Below are 24,022 nucleotides of genomic sequence, written 5' to 3'. Positions count from 1 at the left end.
ACTTATTCTCCCTCTATTTCGCCATTTCCACCCCTTGCGAGGTTAAGTCCTATTTTTAAAAAAAGTTCATACCTTTCTTCTGCCTTAGCGCCGTCGGGTAATACTGCAGTTAGATTTATGCAACCAGCAACCGCTTGTGCGTATAAATAGGGCGGAGGAGGGACAATGGGTGCACTCGGTTCGGTCATGCTCCCGCCACTCCAAAATGCAGCTTGGGAAGCCCAACCAGCACCTGTATTTAACGTTGATAGCTTTGCCATCTCTTCAGCGTGTCGACGCGTAGTTTCATCTGGAGAGTGGACCCATGATTTTGCTGCTGTTACAGCATTTCGTTCGTTGTCATTCCAATCGTCACGTTTATCTGCACATACTGCTGCCCACCAAATGGACTCTCTTATAGGCAATCCATGAGCTAAAAATGTCACTGCATCAGCATAAAAGTGATGTGCAATTGCTTTTTGGATCAATTCATAGGGCGAGCCAACTCCATCTGATAACTCGATGATATCAGGTGTTGGTTCGTAAAAAGCAAAAACCTCTTTCGGGTTGTCGTGTGGAACTTTTAATAACTTCATCTAATTTAACTTTGCTATTGCGCCCTGAATTTGAACCATTGCACCTGCTTTTATCTCTGTCATAGCACTACCCTGGACAGACACAAGTGCACCTTTTACATCCGTTTTTCCTTGACCTTCAATGGCGACCATAGCAGCCTTAACATCAACTTTAGCTTTACCACTCACTTCAACTTGTGGCGCATCGATTTTAATGCCGCTTGGTCCAATTTCAATTTTGCTACCACCTACTTTAAGTTCGATTTTGGTCTTGCCTGATATCTCTATCGATTGACCATCAATTTTAATAGACGATTTTGCGGTTAAACTTGCAGATGAACCTGCGTCTAAAGTGACCTCTTTATCAGATGCGCCTGATAAATTCCCTTTACTGGTCAATGAAAGATCTTTGTCAGATGTCGCTGAAAAATTTTCAGCGCTTTTCACTGAGTATTCTTTTTCAGTTGAATATGACATGTTTTCTTTACTTGTCACTTCAAGCGTTTTTTCGACTAATGTTGACTTCAATCCTCTGACTTCTGTTTTAGAGTCGTTATTGATATCAACTAATAAATCTTTCTCTGCATGAAGATAAACTTCTTCTTTATCTTCTTGATCTTCAAATCTGAGTTCATTGCCTTGGCTTGAACTTCCATTTGGGGTTGTTCGAGTTTTTAAACCAGTTTGTGTAGCCGTTTCATAAGGAGGCGGGTTTGCGCCATTATAAATAGATCCAACAACAACAGGTTGATCAGGGTCACCATTGATGTATTGAACAAGTACTTCATCACCGATTCTTGGCAGTGCATGTAAACCAAAGTTTTGACTGGCTAATCCCTGTGAAACTGGTAGCCAACATGAAGTGTTTTCATCGTTTTGACCTTCACTATCCCAATGAAATTGCACTTTAATTCGACCCTTTTTATCAGTGTAGACTTCATCTCCGCTCGGGCCGGTGACCGTCGCACAATGGAGGCCTTTTACTGTTGGCTTTTCAATCGAGTGTGGACGAAATTGTATGGACTTAGGAATAGCATGAAACTTATTTTGGTATTGTACGTTTCTACCTGATTCAGACTGCTCAATATTGTGAATGACATGTGTGAGAATATATTCTTGATTAAGGTCAGAAACGGGGTGTTTAGCCAGTGAAAACCGACTTCCAGAAGTTAGCACACATATTTGCGAATGGCCGCTTGATATTTGTCTTGAGCAATCAAGTGCTTCCATTTGCAATTTAGCACTCTGTCTAAGTTCATTTTTATCTATAGCGCCTGTGCCAAAAAAATAAGAGGATAATGACTGTAGATTTGAATCACTCGCACTTTTCCGTTCGTCACTTTGAAAAACTTCCGCAAGTTCTTGAGTGTGATCGGCCATTAATAACTTTGCAGTGCCTAATTGAGCTTTTTCTTGCCAGCGCGTAATTATTCGATCGCTATCAATTGAGCCATCTTTATAATAAACAGTAGACTGATCAATATCTTTGAATGTCTGATTAGTGTCAGAAATAATTACTTTTGGCTTTGAATTTGAATGCTCTATGAAGTAAAACCATCCTTCAAAAGACATTATTCTTTTGGCGAAATCTAAATCAGTTTCATTTAATTGAATACAATATTCATGCTCTTTCCCGCTATTTGATAATGAAAAAGAGATGTAATTATTTATTCCGGCATCTTCGAATATTTGCTCTAAAATCCTCTGTGATGATTGATTTTGAAATATTTTTTGGTTCTGCTTGTATTTTAATAATGCAATTGGATCTAAACATTCAATTTGATATAAAAATATCCCTTTTTCAGAACTGTATTCTATTAATTCAATGCTGGTAGTTAAAGCTGAAAAATATTTCTCCTCGTCACCTTTTTTGAACTCAGCAATGGCAGTTTTACCTAAAAGGGATTTGGGGAGGATTTCACTCGATATTACTGATAATAATAATTTACAACCCGAGAATAATTTTTCATTACAGGTCAGTTTTGTGCCTATCAATGGTGACCCACCATCGAAAGAAATGGTTAGAGGTCTTGCTGTAGAAGAATACTGACTATTTGCCATGTTTGTTAGCTTAATATGTTACATGTGATTCCATAATGCATAAGTAAATTAGTAATCAATTTTTATAGCATACTTATGGATGAATACTTTAATTTTTATTATTACTCATTAATTTAGCTTTATAGTCAAGCTAATTATATTTTATCGCATATGGTTAGAGGTCTGTCCATTAGAAATTAAAACCAATATATAATTTCGTTGCTTGACCCTTTGATTTTAATAGATGTAGTATCAGTTTTAGGTGCGTTTAGTATGTAAGTTAAAAATATATCAAAGAATTAAATTCTATTTGGTTTTTGTAAAAGTTTACAGTTGCTCAAGTTTTAATTTAAAAGCTGAGTATAAAATCTAAATAAAATATTTACTCTAAATGCTTTCTGAGTAAATAAAAGTGTTTTTATGAAAGAAAAGTAAAATATCATAGGTCTTAAGTTATATCGGTTTTATGTCGCTATTTAACTTTAAAGCCTGCGGCTATATTTTTTTAAAATGTTTATTAGCGAATTCTAAATTAGCTTGATGAGTCATGTTGTTAATTTAGTTTTATTTTAATTCAATTTTTGATGATTTATTGAAATTAATGTTATTACGACAATGTAACTACGGTGAAAATTTTACCATTGATTAGGTGATTAATTTTAAATGCTTTTTACTCAAGAACAAAAACTTAAGTTAACTGATCCTATATCTGAAGATGCATTTTGTGGGGTCTATTTGAAATCAGATAGAGCCGCATTCAGACCGTTAAGAAATGCCTTTAATGTAGCCCAAACGTCATTAAGAAAATTGAGTCAAAATCCTGATGGAAACGAGCTTGAGCAGCTGCAAATTGAGAATCAAAGCAATTGGGATAGTTTGTCCAGTGAGTTGATTTCAGTATTTAACGAAACAAGCAGGGATATCGAGTTAATAGGTTGGTTCACCAGTACTCAGCTCTTCACCAATTATTCAGGTGAAGGTTTTGCAAATGCGTTTGAATGGTTATCGAACTTAGTTACTGAGCATTGGGATGAGCTAAACCCTGTTCTTCCTGAAAATAAATTAAAAACAAATTCTCCAGATGAACAGCAAGTAGAACAAGCTGAAGCAAAGTTTAAAGCATTTGCACAATTGATCGGTGATAGCGATGAAAGCAGCCTACTTTATGCTCCTTTTCTTATGCATCCGTTGATTGGTGATATTACGTATTTTGATTATCAAAGTGCAGAACGCAAAGGGGAGCTTGCTGAATTAAAAAGTGTCGCAGTTGGTTTAATTGCCCAAGAACGTGATGTTATTGAAGCGAGGCTTGAAAATTTTGAACGAGCGTTAACTCACATTAACGGTGTCCAAAGTGTATTAAATGAATTAGGTCAAAAATTCAATTTAACGTCACCCAGTTTCAGCTTCATAAACCACTTAATTAGCGGTGTGTGTAAAGCAACAACTTTTTTAACCGGTGTGAGTGTAACGTCAGCACAGCAAGTTATCGAAAGCGTACAAACGGAAATAACGAACTCAGATATGCCAGTGAGTAATGAAGCTTCGCAAATGAGTTCTGAAAGAACAGAAGATGGTATAGCCATGCAAGCGACTACGTTGTCTTCTTCGATGCAAGGGTTATCACAAACAGCAGCAATGAATAGCATGAATCGGAATATTGCTTTTCATCAGTTGCGTGAAATTGCCAATTACTTTAGAGAAAGCGAACCTCATAGCCCTGTGTCTTTCTTATTAGAGAAAGCCATACGCTGGGGCAACATGTCTCTTCCTGAGTTATTGACTGAAATGGTCACAGAACCAGATGGCGATTTACTGAATAGAATTTTTAACACTACTGGCTTAGATAATGGAGAGCAAGTCTCACTTCCTAAAATCATTAGGCCTGTGAGTAGTGTTAAACCTGTTTCAGGAGTTTCTAAACCGATGTCATCGACATCGAAGGTTACTGCTGAAATGCCAGTGTCAGAAGTTAATTCAACTGATGCGGATTTAAATCTAAAACAAAAGATAGAAGCCTCTACTGGTAGTACGGCACTTAGTTGGTAGAGAAAGCATTCATTTATGAAGTAAGGAATTTTTATGGCTAGTATCTATATGCGAATTGATGGTGTAGACGTTAAAGGTGGCGCTACGGTTGAAGGTCTTGAGGGTACAGGTTGGTTCGCTATTCGCTCATACAATTGGGGTGGCGTTCGTAATGTAGCTATGGACATCGGTAATGGCAACAACGCTGATTCTGGCATGGTTGCAATGACAGAAGTTAACTTAACTAAGCAAGTTGATGGTGCGTCTGAAGATCTGTTGTCTTATCTATTTAACCCTGGAAAAGAAGGCAAAGTAGTAGAGATTGCATTCACTAAACCTGAAGCTGATGGCTCTGGAGCAAAACTGTATTTTCAAGTGAAATTAACAAACGCTCGTCTAGTTTCATACAACGTGAGTGGTTCTGATGGTTCTCAACCTTATGAAAGCGTTTCTCTTTCTTATGTAGAAATTTCTCAGAAACATAACTACGAGCTTGAAGGTGGTGAAGTTAAAGAAGGCGGTATCGTTACTTATAACTTACCACAAGGCAAACTACTTTCTGGTGCTAAATAGTCACTAGACATTAGTTAGAGGGCCCATATGTGGGCCCCATTTTGTAACTTCGAACGTTAGGGCAAAGTCATGGCACTTAATTCACAACATAAACGAGTAAGTAAAAACCGCGTCAGCATTACTTATGATGTAGAAACAAACGGCGCAGTAGAAACAAAGGAACTACCGTTTGTTGTCGGAGTCATTGGTGATTTCTCTGGTCACAAACCAGAAACCGAGAAAGTTGAGCTTGAAGAGCGTGAGTTTACAGGCATTGATAAAGATAACTTTGACTCAGTAATGGGACAAATTAACCCATCTCTTTCATATAAAGTATCCAACAAGCTGGCGAAGGATGATTCAGAATTTGAAGTAAGCCTCGAGTTTAGTTCTATGAAAGATTTCCACCCTGAAAAGCTCGTTGAACAAATTGATCCTTTGAAAAAGTTAGTTGAAACAAGAAATCAACTTAAAGTATTACTCAGCAAAGCTGATCGTTCACGTGACCTTGAAAAGTTACTTAAAGAAGTTCTACAAAGTACTGAAGCAATTCAAGGCTTAGCAGAAGAATTAGGCGTTGAAAAAGGAGGGGATGAGTAATGTCTCAAGAACAACAAGCGACCCAAGAAACAGCTGGTGCAGTTGAAGAAACTGGTAGCATCCTCGACCGAGCCATCTCTGCGACAGTTCAAACTCCTGCTGATACAACTAAAGAACTTCTGTCTATTATGACAGCTGAAGCCCTAGAAGGCACAGTTACATGGGATAAAAACTTAACGCTTACTATTCAAAAGGCTATTTCTGCAATTGACAGTAAGATTTCTGAGCAGTTATCCGATGTAATGAAAAACTCAGATTTTCAAAAGTTGGAAGGCACTTGGTTGGGGTTACAAAAGCTTATCAAGAATAGTGAGCTTGGTCCCCAGCTGAAAATTAAGTTAGCAGATTACACTAAAGACGAATTATTAGAGCAGTTTGAAGATGCCCCTGCGATTGATCGTAGCCGTTTCTTCACAATGGTTTATCAAGAAGAATTTGGTACAGCCGGTGGTCAACCATATGGTGCACTTATTGGTGACTATGAGTTTGGTTACGGCGATGAAGATGTAGCCTTATTGCGTTATATGGGCGAAGTTGCTGCTGCATCACATGCCCCATTTGTTGCTGCGGCGAATGCAAATATGTTTGACTTCAATTCATTCAGTACATTCAATGATGGCAAGCCAGTAGCGGCGGGTTTCGACTCTCCAGCTTATGCGAGTTGGAATGCATTCAGAGCAAGTGACGATTCTCGTTATGTTGCTTTAACATTACCGAAAACAATTGCTCGTTTACCATATGGTTCAGCAACTGTACCTGTTAAGTCTTTTGAGTACGAAGAGATGAAGACACGTGCTGATGGCAGCCAAATTGTTGAATCTGATGACGATTTTGTATGGAGTAACGCTGCATATGATTATGGCTTGTTGCTCACTCAAGCATTCACTCAGTACGGCTGGTGTACAGCGATTCGTGGAACGGATAACGGCGGTAAAGTAGAAAGCTTACCTAATTTCACTTATTACTCTGATGCTGGTGATTTATTGCAGCAGTGCCCAACTGAAGTGAACTTTACAGATGAACGTGAGAAAGAGCTAAGTGACTTAGGCTTCTTACCGTTAGTTCATTATAAAAACACTAATTACGCAGTGTTTATGGGCGCGCAAACAACGCATAAGCCAAAAACTTATACTGACCCAGACGCTACAGCCAACGCTGCAATTTCAGCTCGCTTACCGTATACCATGGCAAGCAGCCGTATTGCGCAGTACTTGAAAGTAATGGGCCGTGACCGTATTGGTTCTAACCTTGAAGCCAATGATGTTGAAAAAGAATTAGACACTTGGATTCATCAATACGTAAACCCTAATGCAATTGGTAATGAAGCCAAAGCACGTCACCCGTTAGTAGAGGCGAAAGTAACAGTAGAGGAGCAAGCAGGTAGACCTGGTGCATATTCTGCTGTGGCTTATTTACGTCCTTGGTTACAAATGGAAGAACTTACAACCTCATTAAGAATGGTTGCAAGAATTCCTGGTTAATCAATATTCGGGGCCTCGGCCCCGTTTCTTACTCTCATTTCTCTAAATATTAGTTAATTCATGATTCAATCAAATCAGCCGACCGAACAATTTGATAATGGCATAAGTCAGTTGTGGCAGGAGCTAAGTTCAGCTCTAGTTCAACGAAATAATGACCAAATTACCATTATGTTAGCCAAATTGGTGGCTCATTTAGATGAAGTTATCAGTGAACAACTTTCAGAGATTATCCAGTATTCAAAGTTTAAGCAGTTGGAGTCCAGCTGGGCTAATTTACAACGACTGATTGATTTGCCTGTTTCGCAACGCAGAGTGAAATTGAAGCTCCTCGATATAAGCTGGGAGCAACTATCAACTGACTTAAATCTTGCGTTTGATATGCGACAAACATCGCTTTATAAGAAGATCTACTCAAGTGAACTTGATACCGCCGGTGGTACACCGTTTGGTTTAGTTGTTATAGATCACAAGATTAGCCCTGATTATGTGGATGACAGTAACTACGACGATTTATACACGTTGCAACTCTTGTCTGAAGTCGCTGAGCGTTCTTTGTGCCCATTTGTTTTATCGGTTAATGACGACTTCTTTGGTGACGAACCAAGTAGGCAACTGCATGACTCAAACCGAATAAACCGAATACTTGAAAGCAGTGATTTCCATTCATGGAGTTTGTTAAGAGAGAATGTCGCATCACGCTTTCTCCACTTAACACTACCTGACTATTTGTTAAGAGAACCGTATAAGCACCATCAAGCCGGGTTTATTTTTAGCGAAGTTCAACACCAAGATAATGCCCTTTGGGGTAATAGTGCTTATTTACTTGCTACGAACGTGATACGTGAATTTGACCGTATTAGCTGGTTTGGTTTTTTGCGCTCATATGACTCAGACGGAGATCATGGTGCGATCATCAGTAAAGTGAATAACAAATCGATTCAAACGAAAGTCGATATTTTTGGTGAGGAAGATGGTTTTTGGGGTGAAAATGGCTTCGTACCTCTTACTAGCTTATATCTTTCGGACCAGAAAGGTTTCTTTAGTAATCAATCTGTTTGGCATCCACCGACTGATGAAGAGCAAGTACTAGGAATGTTGCAAACAAACTTAATGGCATGTCGCTTTGGACATTACATCAAGGCTCAAACCCGTGATCAAATTGGTGGTTATGACAGCGTAGAAGACTGTAAGCGCAGCTTAGAAAGTTGGTTACAGAAATACATTAGCGAACTTGATTATGGTGAAGACTCTGTAATGGCTCGGTACCCTTTAAAATCAAGTGAAGTGATTATTACACCGGATCCAAATGACAGCACAAGATACCACTGTCAAATCAGTCTTCAACCACAGTATCAATATGAGCTAATTGACGTACAAGTCGTACTTAGTACTTCATTGTCTAATTCTGAAGTGGGAGAAAGCGCATGAGTATCATTGCCAAGCTCACACAGACATGGGAAGAAGACATTGATGCATTAAGAGATTCGATTATCGATAACGTTTGTGCTTTGGTTTCAAGTCGTGCCCCCCTTTGGGATGAAGATTTTCAAGATATGAATTTAAATAACACGATTGCTAATTACGGTGTTCGTTACGTAGCTCGCTCGCAAAGCAAAACTAATATACATGTGATTCTATCTGATATTCGAGCACTTATACAAAGCTTTGAGCCGAGGCTTTCACAAGTTTCAATTGAACTCAGTGATGAGGGTAAAAGACTTAACACGCTTCAATTCAATATTTCGGCTGTAATGCATTCACCTTATGGCGCAGAAAGCATGGTGTTTGATTCTGTGTTGGATTTGAGCTCTAACAAACTTGACGTAAGGAAGTCGAATTTTGTCTGATTCATTATTATCATACTTCGAACAAGAGCTTCGCTTTATTCGTAAAGAGGGGGCACTATTTGCATTGCAGCACCCCAACTCTGCAAGTGCACTTGGCATCAGTAAAGACGGAATCGACGATCCACAAATATCAAGATTGATTGAAAGTGTTGCTTTACTCAATGGTAAATTACATAAGAGATTGGACGAAACGTTCCCTGAGTTTACAGAAAGCCTAGTAAGACTATTGTTCCCGCACTTTTTAAGACCGATTCCATCCTACAGTTTATTGAATTTTGATATCAATGATGCAGCGAATGCTAAGCATCACGTACCTGCTGGAACAGAGTTTGATGTGAGTGGATCCAGCAATAAGAATTTCATATTTCGTACAACAGAACCTGTAAATTTATTCCCAATTAAGATCAGCAATGTTTCTACTGAATTCGCTCCTTTTACAGATGAAAAACCAGAAGGTGCGGAGCAATCTAAGGCACTTATAGAAATAGAAATATGCAGTATTGATGACGGACTGATTGTTAGCGAGTTTGATATCAGTACCCTTAAGTTGCATATCAAAGGTGAAACCAACTTTGCTTTGCGTCTATATGACCTTTTTGCACTGTCTAAAGTAAAAGTGTGCATATCCGATGGTGAAAACTCGTGGAGTTTAGGAAAAGACGATATGACGCCTGTAGGGTTTGAAGTTCAAGATACGGTTCTACCTTACCAAGCTTCAAGTTTTGGTGGATTCAAACTTCTCACTGAATTCTTTATGTTTTCAGAGCGTTTCCATGCCTATCATTTCAAGCTTGATAATGTCATCAAGAATATTAAATCTAGCCGTTTCAAACTTCAGATTTATCTGGATGAGATGAGTGTTGATCTAGCTCGAAATGTTTCTGAACAAAACTTCAGTTTATTTTGTGCGCCAATCGTAAATTTGCACAAGGTCACCGCAGAACCTTTAGAGGTTGATTTCCACAAAAATGAATACCCAATAATGTTGGAATCAATGCAAGGAAATCACTTAGAGTTATTTTCTGTTGATGAAATTACAGATATTTCTGACGATCAATTATTGAAAGTGCCACAGATGTATCACGAAAAATATAAAAAAGCAGGCACTCATTTACGTTGGCAATTAATTCAAAATTATCATGAGGATGGGCATTTAACAAGCGCATTAAAAGTAGCTGATCTCGATCATATTAGTGCAAGAAGTGATAAACGTACTTGGATTGTTAAAGCGACAGTTACGAATTCTGCTCGCGTCAGTCACTTGCCGCTTACGAGTAGATTAAAGTGTCGTGATTCTATTACAATTCCTGCTTACTTGAAGTTAATGCGAAGACCTTCCTTACCTATCAGGAATAGAGATATCCAACAAAGTGTATGGACCTTGTTGAGTCATCTACATTTTAATTATCACAGCATATTAGGGGCGGAAGATCCTAAGACAGCACTGAAAAGTGTGCTACATCTCTATAACCTAAATCAGAATCAACTCAATGCATCGTACATTGAATCAATCATTAATATTGAGCAAGAGCAAGTGGTGGCACCTATACGAGTAGCAGGTCGAGGCTGCTTTGCCTATGGAACTAGAATCATCATTACTCTTGAGCAGTCCCAACTGAACAGTGGAGCAACACTGTTCAGTTGTTTGTTGGATAAGTTTTTTGCGTTCTTTGCCGGATTTAATAGTTTTACCCAACTTGATATCCGCATTGAAGGGCAAGATGGATTGTTTATGCATTTCCCGAGGAGATCTGGATGCAAAAACTTACTTTAACAAAATTAATCGAATCTGCAGATGGTTCAGAACTTGCAAAAACTTGGCAATTGCTTAGGCATCATGCTGAGTATACGAACTCACACCTTAAAGTGCGCTTTAGTAGTGAAGTTTTACCAGCATATCATCACAGTGAAGTTACAAAAGTATATCAGCATCCAAGAGCTGGTTGGATCATTAAAACTGGGTTGCCTGCCCTAACCGGCTCAAAAGGTTCGATAGTAAGACCTCTTTATAGACAGCTGCTTAATGCTCAATTCAACCTTGGCGACGACGCTCCTATCGATTTTTTTGATAGCTTTAATCATCGTTTCTATTCGTTTTATTGTCGAGTTGAGCAAAAGCACGATTTATTGTCATTACTCGAAGAAGAACGCTTTAAATCTCACAATGTAGAGCATGCGATAAGTTCATTGTTGGTGAATTTATCGGGTGCAGAAAAAAATTCAAACATTATCCCTAAAGATCATCTTATTCAGTATTCGAGCTTAATAGGTTTGAGAATCACTTGTATAGGTGTACTGAAAAAAATACTGGAAGATTACTTTGAAACTTGCTTTGAAATTGAAAATTCGGATCTTGAATATCAACCTTTAACAATGTGTTCTCTGACGGCAATAGGCAACAATGGGCAAAACGCCCAACTGGGAACTAACGCATTAGTAGGTACGTCAGCGCCAGTAGTGGGGCAACGACTTAGAATTAAAATTTGTCCGGCAAACTATCTTGAATATATCGAAATACACAGTGATCAAAAATTAGTTAAAACAATTGATTATATCGTTCGCTCGTTCATGGGCGTTAACATCAAATACAAGTTATTTATGAAAGCAGATAGCCACTATTTGCCAAGAATTAAACTTTCAAAGAGCACAGAAGGCTTCAGCAAAATTGGTGAATCAGCTTGGATGGACAGTCGAGCAAGTTCACAGCAATACGTTGAATTACCATTGAGTGCGGGCTAGGAATTTCAGATGGTTAATATAGAACTACAAAATTTAATTAAAAGGCTAACGCCTCAATTGAAATTTAGTTTGGAAGAATCAGCAGGTGAGTGTCTATCTCGGCAACACTTCTCAATAGAACTAGAGCACTGGTTTTTCCGACTATTTCAAAATCAGGAACTTGGATGGATAAAAGCTGTTGAGTTTTCAGAAGTTGATCGTGAAGTATTAGTTGAACGCCTGAACTCAGCAATGGCTCGTTATTCAAAAGGCAATGATAAAACGCCATCATTATCGCCACAACTTGTTGACCTTCTTAAAGACGCTTGGTTATTAGCGACATTGAATCACGAACAAGCGAGTATTAACGAGTTCCACCTGTTACTGGTATTAAAGCAAAGAACGGCTCTAGGGAGTTACGCTGGAGCTTTAAGTGATTGGGTTAATAACCTTTCAACAGAATGGTTAAAGCAGCAAGCCAAAAAAATTCAGTCTGCTGTGATTAAAGGAGCAGATTCTTCGGCTCCGATTATTGAAGATTCAGGTGAAACACCTGCACTAAATAAATACGCTAAGAACATCACAGAAGCGGCGAGAAATGGTGAATTGGATCAAATATCAGGCCGAAATATCGAAATTCGGAAATCAATCGATATTCTCTGTCGTCGTAGACAAAATAGCCCGATTTTAGTGGGAGATCCTGGTGTTGGTAAAACGGCAATTGTAGAAGGTCTTTCGCAACAAATCGTTGATGGCAGTGTGCCACCAGCATTGAGCAACGTTGAACTTTACAGTCTTGATCTATCTTTGCTACAAGCTGGAGCAAGCATAAAAGGTGAATTTGAAAACCGCCTTAAAGACATCATCAATGAAATCAAGCATTCAGCAATTCCAATTATTATCTTTATTGATGAAGCTCATACCCTTATTGGAGCAGGTGGAGCCGCAGGCCAAAATGACGCAGCTAATATCTTAAAACCTGCATTAGCACGAGGTGAGTTTAGAACGATTGCAGCAACAACATGGGCTGAATATAAGCAGTTCTTTGAAACTGATGCAGCTTTAACTCGTCGATTCCAAAAAGTGGCGATTGACGAACCTGATGAACAAAACGCAATTCATATGCTTTCAGGAGTCAAAAGTAGCCTCGAAAAGCACCATAATGTAACAGTGTTACAGGAAGCCATCGATGCTGCTGTGTCATTATCCATTCGTTATCTTCCAGAACGTAAATTACCTGACAAAGCAATCAGTTTATTAGATACCGCTTGCTCAAGAATCGCACTAAGCCAAAGCGCGATGCCACAGCAGATGGAATATCTTGCAGAACAAATCCGTTATGTCGAAAATGAGATTAATACACTTAATCATGAATCGGCAGTATTCTCTATTGATTCATCAAAATTGGTAGATGCTGAAAGTCGTTTGAACGGTCTTAAACAAGAACATCTAGAGATTTCTGATAAGTGGGAGCAAGAAAAAACGTTAGTAGCAGAAGTTATTCAGTTACAAGACGAACTTGATAAATTATACCTTGATGGTTCAGACATCAAATCTCACGAATCTCGCAGTAAACTAGCTAAAACGATGGCAGACTTACGTGAACTCCAAGGTGATATTCCTCTCGTAGTTCCTCAAGTAAGCAAGCAAATTATTGCCGATGTTATTGCTTTATGGACGGGCATTCCAGCGGGTAATATGTTGAAACAAGAAGTCGAACGCATTGCACATTTAGAAGCGCATATTGCTAAGCGTGTCATTGGTCAAGAAGCACCAATTGCTGAAATTTCTCAAGCAATTCGTTTATCTCGTGCAGGCCTACGAGACCCTCGCAAACCAATTGGTATTTTCTTAATGTGCGGCCCAAGTGGTGTGGGTAAAACAGAAACAGCCTTGGCATTAACGGATGAGTTATATGGGGGAGAACATAATGCCATTACCATTAATATGACTGAATTCAAGGAAGAACATAAAATATCAATGCTTCTAGGTGCGCCAGCTGGATACGTTGGTTATGGAAAGGGTGGCGTCTTAACTGAAGCTGTTCGTAAAAATCCTTACTCGGTTTTGTTGCTGGATGAAATGGAAAAAGCGCACCCAGGTGTGCATGATATTTTTTATCAAATTTTCGACAAAGGATCCATTTCAGACAGTGAAGGTCGGAAGGTAGATTTTAAAAACACCATCATCATCATGACGTCGAATGCAGCTGATAGTGCTGTTGTCAGTGCGTGTAATCATGGAAACCTTGAAGTTACTAAAGTAACTGAAGCCATTTTCCCTGAGCTGAAAAGATTCTTTAAACCCGCCTTCTTAGGTAGAACCACTATTGTGCCTTATTTCCCGTTGACCGATGACGAGCTTGCTAAAATTGCTGAACTCTCATTAAAGCGTATCGAGAAGCGTATAAAGCAACATTATGGTGCAACTTTTAGTTATGACGATTCGTTAACAGCAAACTTAGTTGCAAGAACTAACTCCCCTGAAACCGGTGCGAGAGCGATTGAACAAGCTATCAATAGAAGCTTAATGCCAGATGTCGCTAATGAATGTATCGATCGAATGAGCAAAGGTATGGATGTTAACCACATCAATATCAGTGTTGATGACGGGAAAGTAAACGTAGAGATAAAGTAGATCGATTTTATCGGCTATAAAAAATTTAAATTATGACAAAGCAAGAGATTAAGTATAAATGTCACTATCAATAAGAATCATATGCTCTCCTGATGGAGAAAGTATTTCTGAATGGACGAAGCTATTTCCTGCCAATGGCGGTGAAATAGGTCGAGCCTATGGTTCCACAATGCAGTTAAGTGACTCATCGAGAACCATTTCTAGTACGCACGCCATCATTAGAAAGTCTTCTCGTGGGTACCAAATTTTGGATAACAGCACCAATGGATTGTTTATCAATGGAGCTGATAAGCCTTTAGGAAAAAATAGTCAGACTGCGCTGAATGACGGTGATGTTTTAAGTATAGGGAAATACCGGTTACTCGTTTCATGCTTCTTGCCAGCTACCGCTAAGGCTGCACCTTTATCAGAAACAGAAGCAGGTTCTTCGATAGGTAATGATCCGTTCTCAACCCCCAATAATATAGATGTCGAGTCACCTGTAATGGATATCGAAGAGCCTACATTCGAATTTGAACGAATGGGAAATGAAGTTCTTGAAGATGATCCGTTTTTAATCGATACCGAAAAAAGTGCGGCGAAACAGAAATCGTTTTCTACAAGCTTTGCAGAAGTAGATGAAGATCCTTTGAAAGAAACGACATTAGATTTCAATCTAAATACGATCAATCAAGACAGGATTGATCCAGTATTCAACGACCCTCAACCTAATGTTGAGTCTCCTGTTGGGGAACAACTATTCGAACCGACTCAAGAAGACAAACAACCTCCTCAGGATGACGTTAAGTATTCAGTTGCACAATACAAATCAAAAGAAGAAAGGTTTAATCAGTACACAGAGCAAGCAATTGATTATGCCATTACAAAAATTTTAGCCGAAATGTCACCAGAAAATATGGAAAGCATGTTTACTGACCTTGTTCCTACTACGTTTTGGTCTAAAAAGCCAGATTTCTGGTCAATGTATAAACGCTATTTTGAAAGACAAATGAACAATAAAGACTGGCAAATAAAGTTTCATGCTTACTTTCAAGAAGGCATTCGTTTGCAAAGAAATATTGGAGAGCATAGCTAAATGAAGAAAGTCCTAATTTGTTGTATTGCGCTGTTTACTCTCAATGGTTGCAGCACCATAAGTAGTTTATGGTCAGGCGAACCTGTAGCACCACGATTAATTGTGAATATTACAGCAAACAAAAATATTAATCCAAATTTCAAAGGTGAGGCATCGCCCGTGGCTTTGACCATATACCAATTGGCCGATAGCGAAGCGTTTAAGCAGGCAAGTTTTATCCAAATATTCTCTAATGAACAAAATGTGCTCAAAGCGGGCATGTTATCTACTCGTCATTTGCAAAGTATGTTGCCTGGAGAGACTCGGAAACAAACTTTTGTATTGAATCCCGAAACTAAATTCATCGGCGTGTTAGCCAATTTCGCCGATTATAGAAAAGCAAAAAATAAAGTAATAATTCAGCCGCTGACAATTAGTGGTGCAGTAATTAACATTCATTTAGATGGGATAAACCTAACGGTAACCGGGGAAGAGAGCTGAAATGGATACAAAGAAAATCGTTTGGAGTGAGGGAATGTTTTTATGTCCTCAGCATTTCCAACAACAAGAGCGTTACTTAGAAAATTATATTCGCGAATTTGCTTTTCAAGTGGCACCGAACTGTTTTGGGTTATCTTTGCTTGAGCTTGATATGGCACTGTTAAATATTGGCAAAATAGGCATTCGATCTGCTAAAGGCATCTTTCCTGATGGCACTCCATTTACGATCAGACAAAGTCTAGTATTAGAAATCCCCGAGGGTACTGTAAATAAACGCGTGTACTTGGCACTACCAATTGCACGTTCTGGTGTCATTAATGTTGGTGAAGACGAGCGTGTTAGGTATTCGATGCTAGAGCATCAGGTTTTTGATACCAGCCGTGAACAAAGCGATGCTTTGCAAATCGAAGTTGCTGAACCTAATGTCATGTTAAAACTCGAGGGTGATGAACTCCAAGATTATACGTTAATACCAATTGCATATATTGCTGATTTCAAACCAGAGGGTGGTGTTTCGTTAAATCAGGCCTTTGTTCCTCTGTGCCTGCAATTTGGGGTATCTTCTTATCTCAAAGATAACGTGCAAGACATCTATTCGCAGATGCTGTATCGAGCAAAGACCATTTCAACACGTTTGCAGGCCGAAAAAGGCAGTAAAAGTTATCAGACCTTAATGCGAGACTATTTATGGTTACAAGCGTTGGGCGGTTGGTTGCCAAAGTTCAAGCAGATTTGTGGTGATCAATTAATGTTCACGCGCCATTTATACCTTGAATGTTTATCAGTGGTCGGTCAAATGTATGGGCTTGAAGGTAAAATGCCGAAAGAATTCCCTGCTTGGAATCAACATGACTTATTTGGTATTTTTTCTTCAATATTTTCAGAATTATTAACTCTGCTGAGAGAAATTCAAATTGAAAATGTTCATACATTGAAGTGGGATCAGAGCTTATTCAAGTCGCGACGTTTACTGAGAACCATTGTTCAAGACAGAAGCTTCTTCAATGAAGGGCAATTCGTACTCGTAGTGACATCAGATATTGGCTCATCAAAACTGAGTTCAGAATTTCAAAAAGCGGCGAAACTCGCTGGAAATAGTGCCATCGCAGATCTAGTGAGAAACGCAATTTCAGGCGTACCTTTACGTAATTTGCCATATGCCCCTTCTGAACTTAAATCTAGAACGGATGCGGCATATTTTGAAGTAGATACACAATCAGATCTATGGGTATCGATGATAAAGAAAGATGAGCCAATCGCTTTACATATTGATGAGCGCATTGAGAATGTCAATGTTGAATTCCATGTGATCAGGTAACGATTATGAATGGCATCTTTAACGAAGAATCCACCGTTGTCGTTCGCAGAGCGGCAGCTGTAAAAGTTGAACAGAAGTCGACGCCAAACGAGTTAACGGTCGATCTTGAAGGTTCAGATAGCTTGATTAATAACTTGGTCATCTACGGCAGTCCACTGCTTAATGCCGCGTCTGATTTATTAGGTATTTTGGTGACCATCCCTAGGCAGTCAGAACCAGAGAATGTAGATAGATTTAGACAAAATCTATTAGAAGGTATTGCACGCTTTAGACAAAACGGCATTCATTTAGAGTACCACCCGAGTATCATTGAAAAAAGCTGTTTTATATTATGTGCAGCCTTTGATGAAGCGATTTTGTATACCCATTGGGGAGAAAAAGTACGTTGGGAGAACCACTCTTTATTGAGTAAATTGTTCTCTGAACGTAATGGTGGTGAAGTATTTTTTAAAATCCTCGATAAAGCTTGTCAACAGCCCAATAAATTGGTGGATTTCATTGAACTTCAATATCTTATGTTAGTGCTTGGTTTCCAAGGGCGTTATCGAGATCATGATGAAAGTCTATTACATGAAATAAAATCAGATGTATACAACATCGTCAGTGATTACCGTTTTGAAAGTAATTTACCTATCCCTAAAACGCCTGATTTACCAGAAAGCAAAACACCATTGCAAATGATAGGCTTGACAAAGCTCGCCATTTTTATGTTGTTGTTTGTGCTGCTCGGATACACGGCATCTGAATACATGTATTTTGATCGTAGCAGACAAGTTATCGATGAGGTCCATGCCATTGAGATGTCAGGAATGAAAATAGCCAATGGTAAAAATGCGCATTCAGATTCAAGTAATGATGTTATCTCTGACGATTCGTCTTTTTCGTTGGGAAAAGACACTGAAAATCTGATGAGAAATGTACATTGGGAAATTTTACTAGGCATATTTTCAAATTACTCAGATGCTTCTAGGCTCGTTAATTTATTAAAAAATGCAGGCTATAAAATTCACACTCGGGAAACAGAAAACGGTATTGAGATTGTCAGTAAGTCAAACCCTGACTTATCTGAAGTAAGAAAACTAAAAAACGAAATCAATATTCAATACGGTTTAAATGCTACTGTGAGAAAGGCTAAGTAATCCATGTTAAAAAAAATAATCGTTGTCTTTATTGCCATCATTCTTGTTTCGGTGTGTGCTGTGTCATGGCTATTCATCGAAAAAGAAAGCAGCATATATTGGCTAAATTATGTAACAACTTTGCTTGCAATTATTTGGCTTATTGCTAGTTGCTATTGGTTTTATCGTTTAAATAAAACGAAGGCAGAGTTAAAGAAACAAGAAGAAGACTTGCTGCACAAACAAGATGTGAAAGCGATTAATCATGTTTTCCAACTGGCTATTAAGCGAATCAAGGGTAAGGGTACAACAAAAATAAAAAGCCTTTATGAAATGCCTTGGTACATTGTGCTTGGCGGTGATAAAGATGCAAAAAGCTCATTATTGCAACAAAACGGTTTAGAGCCACTTTCTGATAAATCTTATCAAGATGAGTATGGTAATCAATTCTTGCGTTTTTGGTCTAACGATCATCTTGTTGCTATTGAAATTTCAAGTCGAGTGTTCGATAACGAGCAGTTAGATAATATTCTTTGGGATGCTATTGCACAGCAGGTTCTAAAGTACCGTCCACGACAAGGCATTAATGGTATTCTTTCGATCATCGGATGTGATCGCCTATTGACCAGCGATAGAAAGCTTAGACAAAAAATGAGCAGCACGATTCAAGAAGCTGTACTCAATTTAGGGCACACATTACGTCTATCTATTCCTGTTTACAGCGTATTTTCTAAAGCTGATACTATTGCTGATTTTGTTGAGTTTTTTAATTATTACTCTGTCACAGATGTTGATAACCCTTTCGGTGTCACTTTTGATTGTGAACAATCAAAGAGGTTTGACTTGTATCAATTTGATATACAGGTCGATGTGATTCTAAGGGCACTTGCAGAGCAACAACATCAGTTACTCCGAAATATAAGTAAAGAACAAGCCGAGTCAGTTGTAGCTTTACCTTATCAATTAAGGATTTTCTTTAAATTTGCAAGCGAGCTATTAAGTGATATAGGACGGGAGAACAGAGTAAGAGAAGCTGTTTGGATAAGAGGTTTTTACCTGTTGTCATGTGGTCAAAAGGGCCAAGAGTTTGACCTGTTATCTCAAGCAGTTTCAGAGCGAATGGAATTTACAACCAACCATACACTTGAAAAATTACCCGGCCGTAGAAATTTCTTCTGCTCAAAAATGTTCAGTAGTGTGATACTGCCAGAGAAAGACATCCTTGGCGTAAATGAATTAAGAAATAGTCTTTATATATTTGGAAGGGTGGCGCTATTTACTACGCTCGGTCTTGCTTTTATATCCTCAGCTGTTGGTTTGAAGAATAATTGGTCCAAGGATGAATCATGGCGTTCAGCCGCAATTTCTGAGCTTAGATTGTACGATCACGATATTCGATCATACAAGGAATCTCCAGAGGATTTATCTTCGTTAATAGAAATCATTAATGAAATCAGAATGATTGCAGAGCAGGGGGTTTCTCCTGAACCTTGGTATAAGAAAGTAAGCTCGATGCAAGACTATACGGCAGAGAAGATATATTTGTCGTATCAAGAGCAGTTGAAAAAATACTTGATGCCAATTTTAGAAAGATTGGTGAGAAAAGATCTTGCTGCACAAGTGAACTTAGAAAAGCCAACTAAGACATTTGAAATTCTTCGTTACTATCAAATGTTATTTGATAAGACGAAATTGAATATCGATGAGTTACAGCCATTTTTATTGGACGAAATTCGTCAAGGTAAAGAATTATCTTCCCATGACATAGATGTGTTATCAGTACTTATTGAAGATTTGTTTGCTAGTGATTATGAAAGTACACTCGATGCTGATCATCAGCTAATTGCTGATGCAAGTAGCAGTCTAGAAGGGCTTTCTCCTGAAAGACTGATATACGATCAAATTAAAAATGAACCAGGCAATACTAGTAACGTTGATATCAGACGACAGTTGGGCGAAAACTTTTATTCTTTCTTCAAATTTTCTGACGATTTCCATGGTTATTTGATTCCAGAGATGTTTACTAAGCAAGGATATGGCCAATTGGATATTTCGGCAAAATCCAAAATGCTGAGACGGCAATTGTCGCAATTCGAATTGATCTTAAATGATCATAGTGGTGTATCACTGGCTGAATTAAGTGATTTAAGCAAAAACGTTCAAAAGCTGTATTTTGCTGATTACATTGGTTACTGGCAAAACTTGCTTCAAAATATTTATATAAAGCAATTGAATAGTACAGAAAAGCTTACTTTAGCATTGCACACTGCTCGTGAGCCTGTAACGAGCCCAATATTAGATGTGTTAAGTGCGGTGGTTGTGAACACTACATTAGCAGTAGAAGAGCAACCAAACACCAAAGAAAATAAACGTATTGCGAGCCAGCTAGGTCTGACAAAGGCAGCAAAAGTACTTAGAAAAGCAGATCGAATCAATCGTGCTGTTGGGAGTAAGTTATTAGATATTCAGCCATCATTTGTGGTTAATAAAGCGTTTAAAGAGTATGCCGACTTCATGGATTCATCTGTAAATTCAAGACAAGGCATGGCTGCCGCTGACGTTATCTCTAGTATTAATGCTTTGAATACTTATTTGGATGTTGCATTTTCAGGCCCAAGCCCTTCACAAAAAATGCACGAATATTCTCTTGCTCATGCCAATGGCAGCCAAGATCCAATATCTGATCTTGAGAAGACAGCTTCTAAAGCGCCAAACCAAGTCAATATATGGATTAAGAGCTTAGCGCATCAAGCGTGGAAACAGGTTTTAGCGAATGGTGCGACTTATATTGATCAAAAATGGAATGATCAAGTTTTCCAGCAATACAGTCAAAGAATCAACAACCGTTTTCCATTCAACTTAAAAGGTCGTGCAGAAGTTTCTTTGGATGATTTTACTGAATTCTTCAAACCGGAAGGCATCGTCGATCAGTTTGAGGATGAATATTTAAAACCATTCATTTACTGGGATAATAATAAGGTCAAATTAAAGCAAATTGATGGGGTTACGATTCCAATTAACCGCTCTGCATTTATTGCAATGCAGAAAACACGAGCATTAAGTCGTTTATTCTTTGGTGTGTCAGGCCAAGAGGCTTCATTGAAGTTTAGTTTAAAAGCTAACTCTATGAGTACTGATGTGACTCGCTTCCAAATCAGAGCGGATAACAACGTATTCAGTTATGAGCATGGTCCAAGGGTATTCACTGAAATTGATTGGCCTCAGGTAAACTTGAACGGTTACTTAAGTACGGATTTTTATCGTGGCAAAAATCAAGTTGCAACTAAATCTTATCAAGGTCAGTGGGCGTTTTTCCGTGCATTATTTAAAGATAAGTCATTGCCGACATCAGCGAGAACTGTTCGCAAAGTAATATATAAACTCAATGATCAATACATCACGCTTGACTATACATTGAGAAATTCTAATTCAACAATATCGAGCGATGTGTTTACCAACTTCTCTATGCCAAAACACATCTATCAAACACAAACTCGATGATAAATATGAGCTATGAGATTAAGCGGCATCAATTGATAATTGATGCCGTCTCCAATCTTTGCGTTAAATATTTTGATGATAAAGTTTATATAGAAACTGAGTATGAGGCACTGAAGGAGTGTGAGAGTGATAGGGTTCAGGGAGTCTTGGCGTTTAATTTTGAACAAAGGTGGCTTCAGCTCTCTTTTTATAAAAATTCGATTCCATTGAATAAATTTGATACAGGAAAACAAACAATATTTGTTCAATTGTTGCCTCATATAATCAGCGTAGTGCAACATTGTCATGACTGTGGTTGGATACATGGAGATTTAAAGCCTTCTAATATTCTTTACCTCCCAACAAATAAATCAATTAAACTGATTGATTTTGGCGCAAGTCAACGAATTGGTGTAGCCCGAAAGTCTCTCTATGAATGGCAATGTTCGCCGCATTTTGCTTCTGATGAAGTCTTTAATGGGACTGGTGTGTGTAAACCAAGTGATGACTGGTATGCCATTATTCGACTCATCAATCAGTTCTTAAACAGTAAACCCAAGTTTATTCTCGCTTTTAAAGCTAAGATGTATAAGTATTTGATTAAACGAAAAATGGTATAAAATTGCATTCTGTTCAATTTCCAGTAGAGAGGGGCCTTCAAAAATGCTAAATCGGGTTTGGTGGTATCTTTTTATTGTTTCATTCTTATCAATCATATATCGAATGTACTCGGGTGATGCTCATGTGTTAACTGAATCAGTAAGGTACCTTTTTGATAATGCTAAATTAGCTGCAACGATTTCTATTGGATTAGTCGGTGTATTAACCCTTTGGATGGGGTTAATTCGAGTAGGGGAGAAAGCTGGCTTAATTCGATTGATTGCAAAAATCACTGAACCATTATTATCTCGTTTAATGCCTGAAATCCCTAAAGGACATCCAGCGTTTGGCAGTGTCACCATGAACTTAACAGCAAATGTACTTGGATTAGATAATGCAGCTACGCCACTCGGTTTAAAAGCGATGCAGGATCTTCAATCTATTAATCCAAATAAGACTGTTGCGAGTAATGCTCAGATTTTATTTTTGGTGCTCAATACTTCTTCAGTCACGTTAATTCCTGTTACAGTTTTTTTATACCGAGCTCAACAAGGTGCAGCGGAGCCCGCAGATGTCTTTTTACCACTGTTACTTGCGACGAGTGCATCAACCATAGGTGGTTTAATTTGTGTTGCGATTGTTCAAAGAATTTCATTATTCAATACGGTCTTACTAGGTTACAGCGCATTATTAATTGGTGGCTTGATTGCGCTGATTGCTTATCTGATGACGTTAACTGCTGGCGAAGTCGGAACGGTATCAACGCTATTAGGTAATGGCATATTACTGAGTTTGATATTTAGCTTTGTACTTGTTGCTGGGTACAGAGGTGTTGCGGTTTATGATGAGTTCGTAGAAGGTGCAAAAGATGGGTTTAACCAAGCTGTCAGGCTTATTCCTTACCTAAGTGCAATGTTGATTGCTATTGGTTTATTAAGAGGCTCTGGTGCAATGGATGTTTTGCTTAACTCTATCGAGTCCACGGTTAAATATTTTGGCTTTGACACTCGTTTTGTTGACGCATTACCTACGGCAATCATGAAACCCTTTAGCGGCTCTGGTGCGAGAGCATTAATGTTAGAAACCATGGAGCATGATGGCGTCGATTCATTTGCTGGCCGTCTTTCGGCGATCATTAATGGTAGTACAGAAACAACGTTTTATGTGCTAGCCGTATATTTTGGCAGTGTAGGTATTAAGAATGGGCGACATGCACTGAGTTGCGGTCTTTTTGCAGATTTTTGTGGAGTAATTGCTGCAATTGGCATTTGCTATTGGTTTTATGGTTGATCGTTATCTTCGGGTTTATCTGATTTTGATTTTGTATCAGGTTGCTTAAATTGCGGCAATTTAAATTTGGCACTGTACTTTAATACTGCCAAGTTGCTTAAAATAACCCCGATCACCAAAATGATGATTAACCATACTTCTAAAGTAGACATAAGCTTTCCTAGCAAGGGTTTAATTGTGAATTAAACCCTATCTTAATCTCAA

Annotated in this window: 19 protein-coding genes; 16 read left to right on the top strand and 3 right to left on the bottom strand. The window is 38.5% G+C overall.

Going from position 1 to position 24,022, the window contains the following annotated elements; all coding sequences use genetic code 11:
• Positions 1-2: 2 nt before the first annotated feature.
• Positions 3-575, bottom strand: coding sequence for a DUF6931 family protein (locus JQC92_RS04850; protein ID WP_204998592.1), 573 nt, complete (start codon positions 573-575; stop codon positions 3-5).
• On the bottom strand, positions 576-2,615 hold the full coding sequence (locus JQC92_RS04845) for a type VI secretion system Vgr family protein (protein ID WP_204998591.1): 2,040 nt from the start codon (positions 2,613-2,615) through the stop codon (positions 576-578). It lies immediately after the preceding gene.
• Between the two features lie 642 nt (positions 2,616-3,257).
• Between JQC92_RS04845 and JQC92_RS04840 the strand changes: the two genes are divergently transcribed.
• The 16 genes from JQC92_RS04840 (at position 3,258) to JQC92_RS04765 (ending at position 23,818) form a co-directional block, all read left to right on the top strand.
• A complete protein-coding gene (locus tag JQC92_RS04840) occupies positions 3,258-4,643 on the top strand; it encodes a type VI secretion system protein TssA (RefSeq protein WP_204998590.1) in 1,386 nt (461 codons plus the stop codon).
• Positions 4,644-4,676: 33 nt separating this feature from the next.
• Positions 4,677-5,195 carry an Hcp family type VI secretion system effector gene (locus JQC92_RS04835; RefSeq protein WP_204998589.1) on the top strand — a complete coding sequence of 173 codons (519 nt, stop codon included), beginning with the start codon at positions 4,677-4,679 and terminating at the stop codon, positions 5,193-5,195.
• Positions 5,196-5,264: 69 nt separating this feature from the next.
• Complete coding sequence (tssB, locus tag JQC92_RS04830) at positions 5,265-5,774, top strand: type VI secretion system contractile sheath small subunit (RefSeq protein WP_129947482.1); 510 nt, start codon at positions 5,265-5,267, stop codon at positions 5,772-5,774.
• Entirely contained in the window at positions 5,774-7,255 is a 1,482-nt protein-coding gene (gene tssC, locus JQC92_RS04825) for a type VI secretion system contractile sheath large subunit (protein WP_204998588.1), read from the top strand. The genes tssB and tssC (JQC92_RS04825) overlap by 1 nt, the downstream gene beginning before the upstream one ends.
• Before the next feature lie 60 nt (positions 7,256-7,315).
• Complete coding sequence (gene tssC / locus JQC92_RS04820; protein WP_204998587.1) at positions 7,316-8,683, top strand: type VI secretion system contractile sheath large subunit; 1,368 nt, start codon at positions 7,316-7,318, stop codon at positions 8,681-8,683.
• On the top strand, positions 8,680-9,102 hold the full coding sequence (gene tssE, locus JQC92_RS04815; RefSeq protein WP_129947485.1) for a type VI secretion system baseplate subunit TssE: 423 nt from the start codon (positions 8,680-8,682) through the stop codon (positions 9,100-9,102). The genes tssC (JQC92_RS04820) and tssE overlap by 4 nt, the downstream gene beginning before the upstream one ends.
• Positions 9,095-10,876, top strand: coding sequence for a type VI secretion system baseplate subunit TssF (gene tssF, locus JQC92_RS04810; protein ID WP_204998586.1), 1,782 nt, complete (start codon positions 9,095-9,097; stop codon positions 10,874-10,876). Before tssE ends, tssF begins: the two co-directional genes overlap by 8 nt.
• Positions 10,858-11,841, top strand: coding sequence for a type VI secretion system baseplate subunit TssG (locus JQC92_RS04805; RefSeq protein WP_204998585.1), 984 nt, complete (start codon positions 10,858-10,860; stop codon positions 11,839-11,841). The genes tssF and JQC92_RS04805 overlap by 19 nt, the downstream gene beginning before the upstream one ends.
• Before the next feature lie 9 nt (positions 11,842-11,850).
• A complete protein-coding gene (gene tssH / locus JQC92_RS04800; RefSeq protein ID WP_204998584.1) occupies positions 11,851-14,457 on the top strand; it encodes a type VI secretion system ATPase TssH in 2,607 nt (868 codons plus the stop codon).
• A 58-nt stretch (positions 14,458-14,515) separates the two neighbouring features.
• Complete coding sequence (locus JQC92_RS04795) at positions 14,516-15,532, top strand: type VI secretion system-associated FHA domain protein (RefSeq protein ID WP_204998583.1); 1,017 nt, start codon at positions 14,516-14,518, stop codon at positions 15,530-15,532.
• Positions 15,533-16,012 carry a type VI secretion system lipoprotein TssJ gene (tssJ, locus tag JQC92_RS04790; RefSeq protein ID WP_204998582.1) on the top strand — a complete coding sequence of 160 codons (480 nt, stop codon included), beginning with the start codon at positions 15,533-15,535 and terminating at the stop codon, positions 16,010-16,012. It abuts the gene before it with no gap.
• A 1-nt stretch (position 16,013) separates the two neighbouring features.
• Complete coding sequence (gene tssK / locus JQC92_RS04785; protein ID WP_204998581.1) at positions 16,014-17,330, top strand: type VI secretion system baseplate subunit TssK; 1,317 nt, start codon at positions 16,014-16,016, stop codon at positions 17,328-17,330.
• 5 nt (positions 17,331-17,335) lie between these two features.
• The gene (gene icmH, locus JQC92_RS04780; RefSeq protein WP_204998580.1) at positions 17,336-18,469 is read left to right on the top strand and encodes a type IVB secretion system protein IcmH/DotU; all 1,134 of its coding nucleotides are present in this window, start codon (positions 17,336-17,338) and stop codon (positions 18,467-18,469) included.
• A 3-nt stretch (positions 18,470-18,472) separates the two neighbouring features.
• Entirely contained in the window at positions 18,473-21,949 is a 3,477-nt protein-coding gene (tssM, locus tag JQC92_RS04775) for a type VI secretion system membrane subunit TssM (RefSeq protein ID WP_204998579.1), read from the top strand.
• A gap of 5 nt (positions 21,950-21,954) precedes the next feature.
• Positions 21,955-22,548, top strand: a complete 594-nt coding sequence (locus tag JQC92_RS04770; RefSeq protein WP_204998578.1) for a protein kinase domain-containing protein — start codon at positions 21,955-21,957, stop codon at positions 22,546-22,548.
• A 43-nt stretch (positions 22,549-22,591) separates the two neighbouring features.
• The gene (locus JQC92_RS04765; RefSeq protein ID WP_204998577.1) at positions 22,592-23,818 is read left to right on the top strand and encodes a nucleoside recognition domain-containing protein; all 1,227 of its coding nucleotides are present in this window, start codon (positions 22,592-22,594) and stop codon (positions 23,816-23,818) included.
• On the opposite strand, the gene JQC92_RS04760 is transcribed toward JQC92_RS04765, so the two are convergent.
• Complete coding sequence (locus tag JQC92_RS04760; RefSeq protein WP_204998576.1) at positions 23,809-23,970, bottom strand: DUF2897 family protein; 162 nt, start codon at positions 23,968-23,970, stop codon at positions 23,809-23,811. The genes JQC92_RS04765 and JQC92_RS04760 overlap by 10 nt on opposite strands.
• Positions 23,971-24,022: the final 52 nt, after the last annotated feature.

This window comes from Parashewanella hymeniacidonis (assembly GCF_016900895.1).
GTDB classification, from domain to species: Bacteria; Pseudomonadota; Gammaproteobacteria; order Enterobacterales; family Shewanellaceae; genus Parashewanella; species Parashewanella hymeniacidonis.
Note: the sequence above shows the minus strand (reverse complement) of the source record. Positions and strands in the feature narration are given on the sequence as shown.